Origin of the sequence: Streptomyces sp. NPDC023838, from assembly GCF_040639555.1 — a bacterium.
GTDB lineage: Bacteria > Actinomycetota > Actinomycetes > Streptomycetales > Streptomycetaceae > Streptomyces.
The window spans coordinates 1-13,149 of the sequence record NZ_JBFAAD010000027.1 but is presented as its reverse complement, the minus strand read 5'-3'; the positions used below and the strand labels follow the sequence as shown (position 1 = coordinate 13,149).

The following is a 13,149-nucleotide window of genomic DNA, read 5'->3' as shown; positions in this document are numbered from 1 at the left end:
TTGCGAGGTCACTCAGCCAGCTCGGCAATGTCGAAGAACCAGTGCACGCTGACGGTCCCCGCTGGTGCGAGAACTTCTACTTCGGCACCAAACTGAAGGCGGAGATGCGTGGCCCGGCCTACCGACGGCCCCGACCCGCCTCCACCGTGTAGCGGGCCAACCCGCTCCCCACCGCTTCGGAAGTGTCCTGGCCCCGGTTCCGCGCTCGATGCCGGCGTCGTCCCACGGATGTACTTCCATCAGGGCACCCTGGCCGGCTGAGTCTCGCGGAACCGCTGTCCACGAGGGTGCCGGCCGGGTGGGAACGCCCGTGGGCGGCACCGGCCGCCCACGACTCATCCCTGCTCCAGGTGCCAGTCCTGCTCCGTCGGCTCTCCACCCGCACACGTCCACAACGTCACCCAGGTGCCGTTGCCGAAGTTGCCGCCATAGTTGGTCAGGCACTTGTTGGACTGGGAGGTCTTGATTATCCGGAAGCGGTCCACGGCGGACTGGTCGAAGTCCTGGCTCTCGGCGCCGGTACACGGCCACGGGGTCAGTACGGGCGCCGTCGGAGTAGATACGGTCGCCCCTCGGAGTCAGGCACTTCCCGCCGGCCTCGTGCACGATCCTGTCGCCAAGCCAGATCCAGTTCTGCAGGCTGTCCCCGGTGCAGTCCCAGCGTGATGGCTGTTCCGCTGGCAGTGCTGTTCCCTTGCGGCGTCGCGCACTTGGCGGCGCCCCACGGCGTGTAGTTCCTCAGCGGCATGCCGGGCATCTGGTTGGCCTGCGCCGTCGAGAGGCTGGGCACGGCGAATCCGAGCAGGGCGGCGGCCGTGGCAGTGAGACGGGTGGCGGTAGGAGTGCGCATACGGGGTTCTTTCCGTAAGGATCAGGTCCACCGGGTGAGCACGGCGCCGTGGCGCCGTGTGCAACACCAGTGAATGTAGGCACGCCCAGCCGGCTGGGATGTGCGAGGTGTGCAGAGCTTCTCGACACTTCATGCAAGGCCTCAGGCGGCGCCACCGGCCAACGCCGTCCTGTACGTGGACCGCACCGGCGTCCCCTGGCGCTATCTGCCGCACGACTTCCCGCCTTGGGCCACGGTGTACGGGTACTTCGCCAAGTGGCAGCAGGACGGCGTCCTCGAGCAGCTCACCGGCCTGCTGCTGCGGCGCCTGGTCCGCGAAGCCGAGAGTCGAGGCGCGGAGCCGTCGGCCTGCGTGCTGGACTCCCAGACCATCAACACCTCCGCCAATGTGCCCCGCGCCGAGCAAGGGACCGATGCCGGGAAACGGATCATCGGCCACAAGCGCCACCTCGGCTGCGACACCCTCGGCTTGCTGCTGACCGTGCTGGTCACCGTCGCCAACGTCTCCAACACCGCAGCCGGCGTGACCCTGTTCTCCCGCATCGCCGCCGCCCATCCCTGCGTCACCAAGGCCTGGGTGGACGCCGGCTACCGCACCACCGCCATCGACCACGGCGCCCGCCTCGGCATCGACGTCCACCCCGTCCACCGCCCGCCCGGCGCCTGCGGATTCGCGATTATCCCGAGACGGTGGACCATCGAGTGCAGCATCGGCTGGCTCATGCACCATCGACGCCTCGCCCGCGACTACGAACGCAATCCGCACCGCCCGAAGCGATGATCCACCTCGTGATGATCGACCTCATGGCACGCAGACTCACCAGCGAAGCCACCCTGAACTGGCGCGGAACCTGAACCCGGGACCAAACATGAATCACCGGACCAAACGCTCAGTTAGCGCAGCCGGTGGACGATCCCGCTACTTCGCCGGTTCCACGGGGCTGCGGGAGAGTCAACACCCCCATGGTCATGAACGCCTCGCCGGCCAGAGCACAGCCAGATCCGTATCCAAGCGGTCGCGTGTCTGCAGCCGCCGGGGAAGACCTTCGCCTGGGCTTGCCCGGGGTGACTATTGCGCTGCGACGGTACCGGATACGGCGACGTCGGCCTGCTGGAAGTCCTTCAGGGTCGAGGCCGTGGTGGCGGGGGCGACACCGACGCAGTAGTCCAGGAGCACGCGGGCACGGAAGCCGGCCTTCACCGCGTCCAGCGCGGTCGCCCGGACGCAGTGGTCGGTAGCGATGCCCACCACGTCGACATCCTCCACGCCGCGCTCGCGCAGCCAGTCGGCCAGGGAGGTGCCCTGCTCGTCCGCCCCTTCGAAGCCGCTCTTGGAAGCACTGTGCGCGCCTTTGAAGAAGACCGCGTCGACCTTGCCAGCGTCCACGACCGGTGCGAAGTGAGGGTGGAACTCGCCGCCCTCATCTCCTGCCACGCAGTGCACCGGGAAGCTGTCCTTGAAGTCGGGAGTCTCGGAGAAGTGGCCTCCCGGGTCGATGTGGTGATCCCGGGTCGCAACGACGTACTGGTAGTCACCCCCTGCGCTCCGCTCGACGAGCTCCGCGACCGCCGTCGCGATCCGCGCCCCGCCCGCAACGGGAACGCTGCCCCCCTCGCAGAAGTCGTTCTGCACATCCACGACGATCAAGCCTCGGCTCATGACCACACCCTTCGGCACGACGACACGACCCCTGCGTTCTACGGGGTCCCCGCATCCTTCGGAAGGCCCGGCGGGCCGTCCTCACCCGCATGGATTACGGACATTCACCGCAGGAACGATTCGCGCGATCGAAGATGACGATGCTCTGGGCCGCTCTCGGGGCCGTTACCACGCTGTCGGCGTTCACCGGTTTGCCATGGATGAACGGAAGGTTAGGCAGGGCGGAGCCGATATCTGGGCTACTGCGCTGAGGGAGCGCGCTGTGCGGTGAGCACGGGCTGGTAGTACCCGCTGGAGGCCGGGCTGTGCCAGGCGATTTTGGTGAAGCCGGCTTCAGTCACGAACTCTGTCAGCTGCGGGGGCGTCAGCGCCCAGTGGGTGGTCCGGCGGACTCGGACCTGCCAGGTGTTCTTTGCAGGGATGAGCTGGAAGTGCTCCAGGTCGTAGCGTTCGCCGTCTTCGTGCCAGTGCCACAGCTGGAAGGTGATCGCTTGGCCGTCGCGTGTTTGCGAGACCTGGGGAGGTGTCGACGTGGGTCTGGTCTGGCGCGTCTCGTTATAGGACCGGACGGTGATCACCAGCAGTCCGTCGTCTCGGAGTACCCGTCTCATGCCGAGGAGTGCCGTCCGGAGATCTTGCCCGGAGAGTAGGTGCGTGAGCGAGTTGTCCGCGCAGAGGACGACGTCGAATGACGTCTCCCTGAAGGGCAGTTGGCGCATGTCAGCCGCAGCGGCCGGAAGCCGGCTGCCCCGGGCCGCCGCCTCGGCGGCGGCGCGCGCGGCGGCGACCGGGCTCAGGTCGCTGCCGACGACTTGGTGCCCAGCCCGGGCCAGCCCGATGGCCTGGGTGCCGATCCCGCACGAGCAGTCCAGGACGGTGTGTGGTCCCGCGCCGAGAGATTGGCGGACGAGGCCGCCCAATACCTCGGCCTGGTAGGCCATGCTTGCGTCCCAGTCCCGGAACATCAGGTGGTAGTCGTGGGCCAAATCGTCGTAGAAATCCCGCACGGAGGGCTCGGACATGTATCCCACCGTAGTGCGTAGTCGCCGGGGCGTGCGGGCAGTTCAGGCAGACTTCGGCCGCCCCAGCGGATGCCCTTCTTGAGCACCGGCTACGCCACCGGCCAGGTCACGAGACCGGCTGGCGATGGGAGAGGAGTCTGATAGTTCGTATGATCGAGAATGAGCGCATGGACGTCCCTGAGCTGCTCGAATCAGTGTCCCTGCTGGTGCCGGAAGAGACCGCCACTGAGAACGACATCACGGTGCGAGACATCTGGGACTACCTCGTCCACGACGAGTGGGAGATCGCCCTGGGCCTGCTGGAGGAGCTCGGGGACGGTCGCAAGTTCCCGCTGACGTTTTGGGAGAAGCTCGCCGAAGCGGCCGCGCAGCTCCGGCTTGAGCGGAGCGCCGCCTGGTGCCGTTGGCGGTGCTCCGAGATCCGCAACGGCGTGATCCGGGCGGATCTGACGCTCCGCCCTGCCGCCGGGGCGCGACGCACAACGCCAGTCTCCGGAGCCGGTGTTCTGCGAGCCATGTGGGACATCGGACACCTCTCGCCCACCGGTGGACGTCCGGTCAGCATCGCCTTCCTCTGGGTGGAGAACATGCCCATGCTGGAGCCCGGCGGGCGAGCCACGGTTCGCCTCGTGCCTCTCACTCCCGCCCACTGGACGCACGTCCAGCCCGGCCAGCAGATCACCATGCACGAGGACCGAACCGTGGCCGGCACCGCAGTCATCCTGGACGTCCACCGCCCTGCCACCGCCATGCCCGCGGGATGACGTGACTGGCTCACAGCCTCCCTACTGGTGTACATGTCTCCGTACTTGGTGGAGCACTCACCGCGGAGTACGCCGACACCCGCGCCCTCATCCCACGCCCTCGTCCCGCGCCCCTGCGCCGACCTGGCCGCGCAACACCCAACCTCGCCGAGCCGCCGGGCGCCGGAACTCGCACCCTCGGCATCGCCCGTGTCACTGAACCCAGTAGTCGCGGCGGGGCAGCCGGACCCACCGATCGCAGGGCCCGGTGACCGCGCGCGCGTCGGTGAGACGCAGGCCTGCGAAGGCGCAGGCGTAGGCCACCGCGTGGTACTGGTAGAGGTAAGCGGCCAGGACTTCCTCGGCGGTGTCGCTCTCGTGGGGTCCGCAGCCGGGGCTCAGGTCCCAGCCGTCGATGGTGCCGTCGCGGGCGATGCTGCCCTGGTCTCCGCTCTTGGCGTTGGCGTACAGGCCGTAGCAGCGGGTGCCGACGGACAGCCGGGTCAGCACGCCGGGCATGCTCGGCGCGTATCCCCAGGGCTGGGTCACCACGCAGCCGCCCGGCACGGACGTCACACCGATGATCTGCAGGATGTCGTCCATCTCGTGTGCGTACGGGTCGTCCAGCACTTCCTCGACCAGGCCGTGATCGGCTGGTGTGGCCTGCAGACGGCTCACCGCTTCGGCCGCGTCGATCCCGGCCACACAGGCCAGCCCCGTGCCTTCGTAGTGAAACCTGCCGAGTGCGTCCACGAGCCGCGCACCCTCCGCAGCCGTGGTGCGCTCTGCGTCGGTCAGGTCGCGTTCACCTGCCGGCAGCGCGAACAGGTGCGGCGTCGGCCCGGCCAGACTCAACCGCCCAGCCGACCAGCCGCCGATCAACTCCCGCCACGGATCAGCCCCGGCAGCAACGAGAGCCAGCGCGTTGTCCGGCTTCCTGGACACGACGGCCTCCCACAGCGCCGTCACCCCCATCTCCAGCGCGTCCACGTCCGCGACCCGCCCGGCCAGCTCCGCGACTACCTGCGCCGAGCCGAGCACCGCTGCCCGGTGCAGGGGCCGGCCCCCGCTCCACGCCTCCGGATCAGCACCCCGCTCCAGACGCTCCCGGATGTCACCGTGATCCGTCCAGTCCCAGTCCATCCCCGTCCAACCATCTTGCGCCGCCATCGCGCCCCTCCCCCACCCCAACGACTCCACCCCCACACTCCCACACGGGTCCGACACCACCCCGCACCCCCCTGCATCCGAGGCCCTGCGCGGCATCCTGGACCAGGTCACCTCGCATGCCGATCAAGCGCGCCGCGAGCGTGCCAGGCGGCTCAGGACAGCAGTTGGCCCAGAGGGCGCCCCTGGTCGAAGTGCGCCGCGAGAAGAGCCGATATCTCGTCGCCGCTCGTGAACGTCGGCCCTGGTACAGCGCCGCTCGCCCCCACTTCCCCTCGTGGAAACGCGTGAACGCGGGTCATGCCGCTCGGAGTGCGCATCGAGACCTTCGCCCAGGTGCCTTCAGCCGGCCGGGGCGGTATCCGCACGCTCTGTCAGCGTGCCGGTCGCCACCCAACAGGCGGGCAGACGGGAGACAGTGCGCCCGTGCCCGATGCGGGGGTCGGCTCCGCTGTAGACCTCAGCAAGCCAACCATGGCCTGCCAGCCACGACTGCAGGTCGTCCCGGGCGGACAGCCAGCGGGCACCCTGCGACGCGAGCCGTTCACGGGAGGGTTTGCCCTCCTCGCCCAGCATCGCCGCCTCCAGCTGTTCCAGCATGATCCGACTGCCCGGCGCAGACAGCGCGGACAGCTCCAAGAGCAGGGCATCCCCCGCTTCGTCGGAGAGGTACATCAGCAGGCCCTCCACCAGCCAGGCGGTCGGCTGGTCGGAGTCGAAGCCCGCTTCGCGCAGCGCGTCGGGCCAGTTGGCGGTCAAGTCCGTGGCGACTCCGCGGCGTTCGCAGGTGGTGGCCAGTCCCGAGCGGGCGATCAGCGCGTCTTTGAAGGCCGTCATGTCCGGCAGGTCGAGCTCATACCACTGCGTTCCGGGCGGGCAGTCCAACCGGATGGTCCGTCCATCCACTCCAGCAGCCAGAGTGACGACTTGGCGGACCCCGGCGCGCATCGCGCTGAGCAGCTCGTCGTCGAAGAACCGGGTGCGCACCGCGAAGTACGCAGGGTATTCGCGCGTGCTGCTGCTCGCTCGGGTGACCATTTCAGACACCTCGGTGAAGGACTGGTCCTCGGCGATCGCGTTCAACAGCTTGTCAGCGAATGGGTCTTGGAACAGAGCGTCGGGTCTCTGACTCTCCATCTGTCGCATCCAGGCGACGACCAGCGCCGTCTGCCCGACGCCTTCGGGGACCTTCAAACCGTCGATCATCGAGATTCTCCTGAGTGAGGGGGTGGGGATGGTGGGCGGAGTTCTGGCTTCCGGCCCCGGGGCGGCGGAGGAGTACGGGCACATCAGTGCCCCGGGCGCTTATCAGTCGGAACCTCCGCAAGGGGCGGGGAACTCACAGGCCGTCGCGATTATCACTGGTTCGAGTCCCTGTGATGACGAACTCCACCGTATTCACAGACTCTTTGCCGCCGCAGACGCAGACACCAGCTTGGGCGCTGGACACGACAGCACTTCGGGTAGCCCGACTTCCAAGGGATCGGACCTGACGCCCCGCGGTGGAGGGCAACTTGGCCGCGTACCGGACCGGTAAGACAGAAACCCGCTCCCCGCCGCACCAGACACCCGCAGCGACCGAGGGCGCACAGCCCGGGGCAGCGCGCAGCACTCCCACGTGACTGATCAGGGGGGCACGGCGGGTGTGCCAGCAGCTGGTTCCGCGGCAAGAGCAGTCGGCGCAGCAGCGCCAGGAGCACGTCGCGGCTTCGAGCGGAGGCCGGCCTTGCTCATGCCCGGGCCTCGGGACCGATGGCCTCGGCACTACACAGGTGGCCCTGATGATCCCGCAGGTTCTGGCCACCCTCCATGTCACCTTCGAGGGGAAGAACCGCAGCAAAGCGTTCGGTCTGTACGGGGCCGTCCTCTCCCTCGCCAACGTCCCCGGGCCCGGTCATGGGCGGCCTGCTCACCGAGGCCGACCTGTTGGGGCTGTCCTGGCGGCCAATCTTCCTGGTCAACGTGCCCATCGGCCTCGCCGTGCTCCTCCTGGGACGCCGGTTCATCCCCGAGTCGACCGTCCAGAAGGCCAACCGGCTCGACCTCACCGGCATGCTGCTGTCCGCACTGGCCACCGTCTTGATCGTCTTCCCGCTCACCGAGGGGCACCTTCATCACTGGCCGCTGTGGTGCTTCGCCATGCTCGCCGCCGGTCTTCTTGCGCTGGGCGTCTTCCTGCGCCACCAGCAGCGCAAGCAGGACAACTCATCCCTCGTGCCCCTGTCCCTCTTCCGGGGCAGGCAGTTCGCCGGCGGCATGGCCGCGCAGCTGATGCACGGCCTTCTGTGCGGGCTGTTCTTCATGACCTGGACCCTCTACCTCCAGCGCGGCCTGGGCATGAGCCCCCTTCCACGCAGCCCTGGCCTTCGTGCTGCTCTCCCTCGGAGAGCTGGCCGGCGCGACGATCGCGGCGAAGAGCGCCGGACGCTTCGCACGCCGGTTGCTCCAGGCCGGAGCCCTCGTCGCGTCCGCTGCGATGGCCACCCACGGACTCCAGGCCGACCGGGGGCAGGCAGACCTGACTCTCGTGGCGATGACCGCTCCGGTAATACTGATCGGCTTCGGCCTCGGCATGGTCGGCGGCCCGCTCGCCGACATGTCGCTCGCCCGCGTCCCGCACGAGGACGCCGGTTCCGCCTCGGGCCTGTTCAATACCGCCATGCACCTGGGCCTCGCCCTCGGCACCGCGCTGACCGCCCTGGTGTTCTTCGCCACCACCGGCGGCTCACCCGACGCCGCGCTCAACCGCGACGCGTTCATCACCGTGCTGTGGTGGGTCGGCAGCCTCCTCGCCCTGATGTGGGCCCTGATGTTCTGCCTACCCAAGCAAGCAAACAACCAGGGCGATTGAGCCGCCCCCCAGGTCCCAGCCACAACTCTGGCCGGGGCCTGGTCCCTCAGCCATCCTCGTCCTCGCCGTCTTCGGCGGCACAGAGGTTGAGGAAGAGGCGCAAGCCAGGCCCGGGCCGCTGGCGGCGACGTTGAACAGGTAGCGGCCCAGGATGTTGATGTGCCGCTCCCTGAATGGGGAGAGGTGGGGCACGTCCTCGTCCCTGATGTTGCAGCCCTCGACACGGAGCCGGACGACAGCGGCGCAGGTAGCGGGCATTCCGGACTTTGGAACATCTCGCTGTACCAGCATCTCGCACGTCTTCGGGGTGTGGTTGAGGTGGGCGGTCGTGAGGCCGACCACGGAGCCGGTGTCGGGGTGGGGCTGCTCGCGCAGAGCGGGGCAGGCCGCAGTTGCCCGTGCTGCTCTGCACTCCACTCTCACGGGTGAAGAGGGGAATGTGACTCGTCAAAGGGCCTCCGAGATGGAGCGGACGGGGAAGGCGCGGATGGTCGGCGACAGCTCGGCTGGTCGCGGGGCCGGTACGATCGGCGCTCTCATGGGGAGTGCGATGCGAACATCAGGGCGGGGTGGCGAGGGGCAGAAGTACGCGCTGCCCTCGGACGAGGACGACGCCGACTTCTGGGGCTTTGCTCAGGAGGCCGAGGGGTTTTTCACGCCGCTGCCGGATGAAGATGGAGCCCCCCGAGTGCACCTGGCGGGCTGCCTCCCGCAGGGTGGCCTACTGAACAGCCTTGACCTCGTCGGCCGTCGTCGTCGTCGTGCCAAGGCGGGTAACGCCTGGTTCGAGCTCCTCGCCGCCGACGGAGCCACCATGGGGCCCTACTTCGTGGGCGAGGTCACCGTCATCGACGTCAAGCCCTCCGCCCGCGGAGCTGGCCTCGTCGACCTCACGATGACGCTGTGGTGCGAGAACGCCCTGGCCGGGGCGGAGCGAGTGTGGGATCTGATCCGCACGGGTCAGCTGAACCGCACCGGCATGTGGCACGAACTTGACCCCAAGGACAAGCACGCGTGGCTGTCGGTGGCGCTGTGGTCCCGGGAGTACGGACGCCAGGGAAGGCACGACGCTCCGGCAGGCCAGGTGTTCACCTTGGACGGTCGACGCACCGTCGACAGAGACAGCTTCTACTGCGCGATCGGCGAAGCCATCAACGGGCCTGGCGGATACTTCGGCTGGAACCTTGACGCCCTGGACGATTGCCTGAGCGGCGGCTGGGGCGCCAATACCCCATTCACCTTGCAGTGGGATTCCTCGGCCGAAGCCAGGGCACGGCTGGCAGAGCGTGTGCCCACAGGCGATGGCGAGGTGTCGCTGTTCGACCTGCTCCTGGAAATCTTCGAGCAACGGAGCGTAAGCGTCGTCCTTCGGTGACAGCTGGTCGCTCCCCAGCATCGACTGGGGAAGGTCATGCTGACTCCTGCGGCCGGCGGCGATCGGGTATGCCGAGGTCGACGGCAGGACGGCGGGCCGCGCGCTGAGACTCGTCGCGCTTGGAGCGGAGGAGGGCGAGCCTGAGGCTGAGTCCTTCAACCTCACCTGCCCACCCCTCCCGCTCAGCTCTGTCCCGGCGGGCGAGGAGGTCCTACTCGAGTTCGTCGAGTGGCCCCAGCATCTTGAGGTTGGCGTGCAGCATTGGGCAGATGCAGGCTTCTCTGAACTACGCGCGCGGCATGAACCTTTGGGACGGCGTTCAGCGCTGCCAGAGGAACGCGGCCCCGCTGCAGGGCTGGCAGTGGAAGAGGTAACCGCGGCCCCCGTCGCCGAAGTTCGCGGAGGTAGTGAAGTCGCGACCCTCCTCCAGCTCGCCCGTGAACATCATGCGGGTGGCGCACAGGGGGACAGTCGGGAGTGTCGTCACCCTGAATCCAGTCAGGCTCGCCGCCCAGCCGTCCGGGGACCGGCTCCTTCGTGGGATTGTCAGCGGGATGGAGGCAAAGAGCGGTCACGGCGCCCAGGAGCGTCTCGCCGTCAGCCGGGGCAGTGGCCAGGGTGAGCTCACCGGAGAACAGACAGGCGCGGTTGGCGCCGGCAGTAGCGACCTAGGTGTATTGCCCGGGAGGTCGTGATCAACGAGCGCCGCAGCTTCCGGGGCGGGTGCCCCGTCGGGGGTGCGGGGCCCGGCGATCTGTGGCTACGGCGTGTGGGCGCGAGTGACCGGAGGCGATGCCGCAGGCAGGCAGCCGAGCCCGAGGACCCCGGCTGCGTGCCCGCCGGGACGGTGCGTCAGACCATGGCGAGCCGGTCCACCAGCAGCTCGGTCCTCCGCTCGGCCTCCTCCGGCGGCAGCCGTCCCGCCCGGGTCAGGGTCGTCAGCCCGTGCAGGGCCGCCCAGAACACCTCGGTGAACAGCCCCGGGTGGACGCGGTCCCCGGCGACCTCGCCCAGGCTCTCCAGCAGCGCGGCGAAGGCATCCTTCAGAGGTTCCGGGGTGTCCTCGTCCGCGAACGCCAGACCGCCGTCGAGCTTGAACATCGCGTCGTAGACCGCCGGGTTGCGTGCGGCAAAGTCGAGGTAGGCGTGGGCGAGGGCGGTGACCCGGGCGCGCGGGCCGTCCGCAGCACGGGCCGCGGCCCGCAGCAACGCGGCCATCTCGGCGGCGCCTTCGAGGGCGACGGCGCCGATGATCTCGCGCTTGCCGCGGAAGTGGCTGTAGAGGACGGGCTGGCTGTACTCGATGCGCTCGGCCAGCCGGCGGGTGGTGACCGCGTCCCAGCCCTGCTGCTCGGCGAGTTCGCGAGCCGTCGCCACGATGAGGCGTTCGCGGTCCGCCCGTTCGCGTTCCTTGCGTTCTTGTACCGACATGATGAGATCCTAGCACCGCTAGACAATCGAGCGGCAGCAATGTTAGCGTTGCCTCGTCATCTAGCGACGCTAGATTCCAGGAGGGGGCATCATGCTCAACGCACTCGAGGTGTTCACCACCGTGGTCGTCGGCGTGATGGTGGGGGTGGAGTTCTCCGTCGCCTTCGTCATGAACCCGATCCTCAACACCCTCCCGGAGGACAGCGGCCTGCTCGGCCGCGCCCACGGGGGCCGGATGCTCGGCGCCGTGATGCCGGTCTGGTACATCACCTCGCTTGTCCTCGTCGCGGTCTGGGCCACCGCCGGATGGCGCCACCACGGCACCGGCCTCGTCGTCACCGCTGGCGCGCTGCTGATCCTCAGCGTGATCATGTCGATCCTGCTGCTCGTCCCGATCAACAACCGGGGCAAGACGTGGACCCCCGAGAACCGGCCCGAGGACTGGAACGAGCAGAAGAACCGCTGGGACCGCTTCCACTACGTCCGCGTCGCCGTCATCATCGCCGCCTTCGCCCTGCTGGTCGCCGCCCTCGCCTGAGCCCGCGGGCCGACACCGCGCTGGTGGCGCACCATCCCCACTCCCTGAGCGGCAACGGGCCACTGAAATCCCGAACATCCGGGAATGCAGCTGCCGCTGAGAGCCCGCAACTGCGATCCCGGCAAGCTACGTCCCTCGATGACCTGCGCGGCTCTCGGCTCTGGTTCGGGTGAGGTCTTTGAGCCAGATCACCGAGGCACGCAGGTGAAGCCCGGCGAGGTAGCTGTCCGGGGTCTTGTCGTAGCGGGTCGCGATGCCCCGCCACGCCTTGAGCTTGTTGATCAGGCGCTCGACGGTGTTCCTCTCCTTGTAGAGCTCGGCGTCGTGGTCGACGGGGCGTCCCCCTTTGCGGCCCTGCCTCTTCCGGTTGGCGGCCTGGTCCCGTTTCTCCGGGATGACGGCCTTGATGCCGCGCCTGCGCAGGTGGGCGCGGTTGCCGCGGGACGAGTACGCCTTGTCCCCGGCGACCGCGTCCGGCCTGGTGTGAGGCCGCCCCACTGGGCCGCGGACCCGGATCTTCCCCAGCACCGGGATGAACTGTGGGCTGTCGGCCGCCTGGCCGCGGTCAAGACGAGCGCCAACGGCCGGCACTTGCGGTCGGCGGCGAGATGGACCTTTGACGTCTGCCCGCCGCGTGAGCGCCCCAGCAGGGCGGCCTTCAGCCGGACCCTGCGCCGGCGCCGGACGCGTCGCCGCTCGTCCCGCTCGGGATCGGCACCACCGTCCTGCCCGCTTCGTCCCTCGGGACCGCCCCCTTTGACCTGGCCTCCTCCTCTTCGGCGGCAGCCTCCAAAGCGGCGAGCACGTCCTGACTCGTGTGCATCCCGGCGGCATCGTGATGGGCCCGCACGGTGGTGGAGTCGATACTGACCAGCGACAGATCCACCTCACCCCGCTTCGCGGCCTCCTCGATCAGGCCCTCCAGCAGGGCCTCGAACACGCCGGCGTCACGCCACCGCCGGAAACGATTGGACACCGTCGACCAGGCACCGAATTCCTGCGGCATCTCCCGCCACTGCCCGCCGGTCCTGAACCGCCAGACCACGCCCTCGAACTGCTGGCGCAACCGCTCGGGGTACGGGCCATATTCGCCGATCGGCAGGTACGGCTCGATGAACTCCCACTCCACATCGGTCAGCTGCGCACGCGTCACGCAAGCCGATCTACCGGATCGGAGATCAGCGCGAGGGGAGAACCCGCTCATTGATCACGACCCGATACGCGCCCTAGTCGTCGCACATCCCGGGATCGTTCTGGCAGAAGAACACCGCGACCACGCCGATGTCCAGGGGCAGATGGGCGAGGAACTGCATGGCCCTCTCGAGATTGCTCTGCGAGTCGTCCCACTTGGGGCTCAGGGGGAGCAGACTCGGAATCGCCGACTCAACTACCGCACCATCAGCCAAGAGGAGCGCGGGCTAGGGCCTGTCGTCAAATTCCCGTCGTCGCCCGAAGGGCGGTCCGGCGGCGTCTGGTGCGTGCTCTCGGCGCGCCGGGCGAGAGCCCTCGTAC

General features: G+C 68.6%; 11 protein-coding genes and 2 pseudogenes. 5 read left to right on the top strand and 8 right to left on the bottom strand.

The window, feature by feature from the left end; genetic code table 11:
- Window positions 1–335: 335 nt before the first annotated feature.
- Window positions 336–539 (bottom strand): ricin-type beta-trefoil lectin domain protein, encoded by a 204-nt coding sequence (locus tag AB0G17_RS27280; RefSeq protein WP_361388429.1) that lies wholly within the window; start codon window positions 537–539, stop codon window positions 336–338.
- Between the two features lie 471 nt (window positions 540–1,010).
- Between AB0G17_RS27280 and AB0G17_RS27275 the strand changes: the two are divergent.
- Window positions 1,011–1,705: pseudogene (locus AB0G17_RS27275) on the top strand (IS5 family transposase); the annotation flags it as partial.
- Between the two features lie 214 nt (window positions 1,706–1,919).
- On the opposite strand, the gene AB0G17_RS27270 reads toward AB0G17_RS27275, so the two are convergent.
- Entirely contained in the window at window positions 1,920–2,510 is a 591-nt protein-coding gene (locus tag AB0G17_RS27270; RefSeq protein ID WP_361388212.1) for an isochorismatase family protein, read from the bottom strand.
- Window positions 2,511–2,749: 239 nt separating this feature from the next.
- Window positions 2,750–3,532, bottom strand: coding sequence for a class I SAM-dependent methyltransferase (locus tag AB0G17_RS27265; protein WP_361388209.1), 783 nt, complete (start codon window positions 3,530–3,532; stop codon window positions 2,750–2,752).
- Window positions 3,533–3,681: 149 nt separating this feature from the next.
- Here AB0G17_RS27265 and AB0G17_RS27260 point away from each other — a divergent pair, with 149 nt between their 5' ends.
- Window positions 3,682–4,296: a hypothetical protein gene (locus tag AB0G17_RS27260; RefSeq protein ID WP_361388206.1), complete on the top strand. Its 615-nt coding sequence runs from the start codon at window positions 3,682–3,684 to the stop codon at window positions 4,294–4,296.
- A gap of 192 nt (window positions 4,297–4,488) precedes the next feature.
- Here the strand turns inward: AB0G17_RS27260 and AB0G17_RS27255 are convergent, their stop codons facing one another.
- Together AB0G17_RS27255 and AB0G17_RS27250 are read right to left on the bottom strand one after the other, a co-directional pair.
- Complete coding sequence (locus AB0G17_RS27255; protein ID WP_361388203.1) at window positions 4,489–5,445, bottom strand: ankyrin repeat domain-containing protein; 957 nt, start codon at window positions 5,443–5,445, stop codon at window positions 4,489–4,491.
- 339 nt (window positions 5,446–5,784) lie between these two features.
- Complete coding sequence (locus tag AB0G17_RS27250) at window positions 5,785–6,648, bottom strand: SAM-dependent methyltransferase (RefSeq protein ID WP_361388200.1); 864 nt, start codon at window positions 6,646–6,648, stop codon at window positions 5,785–5,787.
- Between the two features lie 1,162 nt (window positions 6,649–7,810).
- On the opposite strand from AB0G17_RS27250, the gene AB0G17_RS27245 reads away from it, so the two are divergent.
- Together AB0G17_RS27245 and AB0G17_RS27240 are read left to right on the top strand one after the other, a co-directional pair.
- Entirely contained in the window at window positions 7,811–8,293 is a 483-nt protein-coding gene (locus tag AB0G17_RS27245) for a hypothetical protein (RefSeq protein WP_361388197.1), read from the top strand.
- A 487-nt stretch (window positions 8,294–8,780) separates the two neighbouring features.
- Window positions 8,781–9,668 carry a barstar family protein gene (locus AB0G17_RS27240; RefSeq protein ID WP_361388194.1) on the top strand — a complete coding sequence of 296 codons (888 nt, stop codon included), beginning with the start codon at window positions 8,781–8,783 and terminating at the stop codon, window positions 9,666–9,668.
- A gap of 852 nt (window positions 9,669–10,520) precedes the next feature.
- Here AB0G17_RS27240 and AB0G17_RS27235 read toward each other — a convergent pair.
- On the bottom strand, window positions 10,521–11,099 hold the full coding sequence (locus AB0G17_RS27235; RefSeq protein WP_361388191.1) for a TetR/AcrR family transcriptional regulator: 579 nt from the start codon (window positions 11,097–11,099) through the stop codon (window positions 10,521–10,523).
- A 91-nt stretch (window positions 11,100–11,190) separates the two neighbouring features.
- On the opposite strand from AB0G17_RS27235, the gene AB0G17_RS27230 reads away from it, so the two are divergent.
- A complete protein-coding gene (locus AB0G17_RS27230; RefSeq protein WP_361388188.1) occupies window positions 11,191–11,637 on the top strand; it encodes a DUF1772 domain-containing protein in 447 nt (148 codons plus the stop codon).
- Between the two features lie 126 nt (window positions 11,638–11,763).
- On the opposite strand, the pseudogene AB0G17_RS27225 reads toward AB0G17_RS27230, so the two are convergent.
- Both AB0G17_RS27225 and AB0G17_RS27220 read right to left on the bottom strand, forming a co-directional pair.
- A pseudogene (locus AB0G17_RS27225) lies at window positions 11,764–12,790 on the bottom strand (IS5 family transposase).
- Window positions 12,791–12,863: 73 nt separating this feature from the next.
- Complete coding sequence (locus AB0G17_RS27220; RefSeq protein ID WP_361388185.1) at window positions 12,864–13,043, bottom strand: hypothetical protein; 180 nt, start codon at window positions 13,041–13,043, stop codon at window positions 12,864–12,866.
- Window positions 13,044–13,149 lie beyond the last annotated feature (106 nt).

What these genes read in the sequence shown, in the direction of transcription:
- AB0G17_RS27270 (WP_361388212.1), bottom strand. Translation starts at nt 2,510, where the DNA reads ATGAGCCGAGGCTTGATCGTCGTGGATGTGCAGAACGACTTCTGCGAG.
- AB0G17_RS27265 (WP_361388209.1), bottom strand. Translation starts at nt 3,532, where the DNA reads ATGTCCGAGCCCTCCGTGCGGGATTTCTACGACGATTTGGCCCACGAC.
- AB0G17_RS27235 (WP_361388191.1), bottom strand. Translation starts at nt 11,099, where the DNA reads ATGTCGGTACAAGAACGCAAGGAACGCGAACGGGCGGACCGCGAACGC.
- AB0G17_RS27240 (WP_361388194.1), top strand. Translation starts at nt 8,781, where the DNA reads ATGGTCGGCGACAGCTCGGCTGGTCGCGGGGCCGGTACGATCGGCGCT.
- AB0G17_RS27230 (WP_361388188.1), top strand. Translation starts at nt 11,191, where the DNA reads ATGCTCAACGCACTCGAGGTGTTCACCACCGTGGTCGTCGGCGTGATG.
- AB0G17_RS27260 (WP_361388206.1), top strand. Translation starts at nt 3,682, where the DNA reads ATGATCGAGAATGAGCGCATGGACGTCCCTGAGCTGCTCGAATCAGTG.
- AB0G17_RS27255 (WP_361388203.1), bottom strand. Translation starts at nt 5,445, where the DNA reads ATGGCGGCGCAAGATGGTTGGACGGGGATGGACTGGGACTGGACGGAT.
- AB0G17_RS27250 (WP_361388200.1), bottom strand. Translation starts at nt 6,648, where the DNA reads ATGATCGACGGTTTGAAGGTCCCCGAAGGCGTCGGGCAGACGGCGCTG.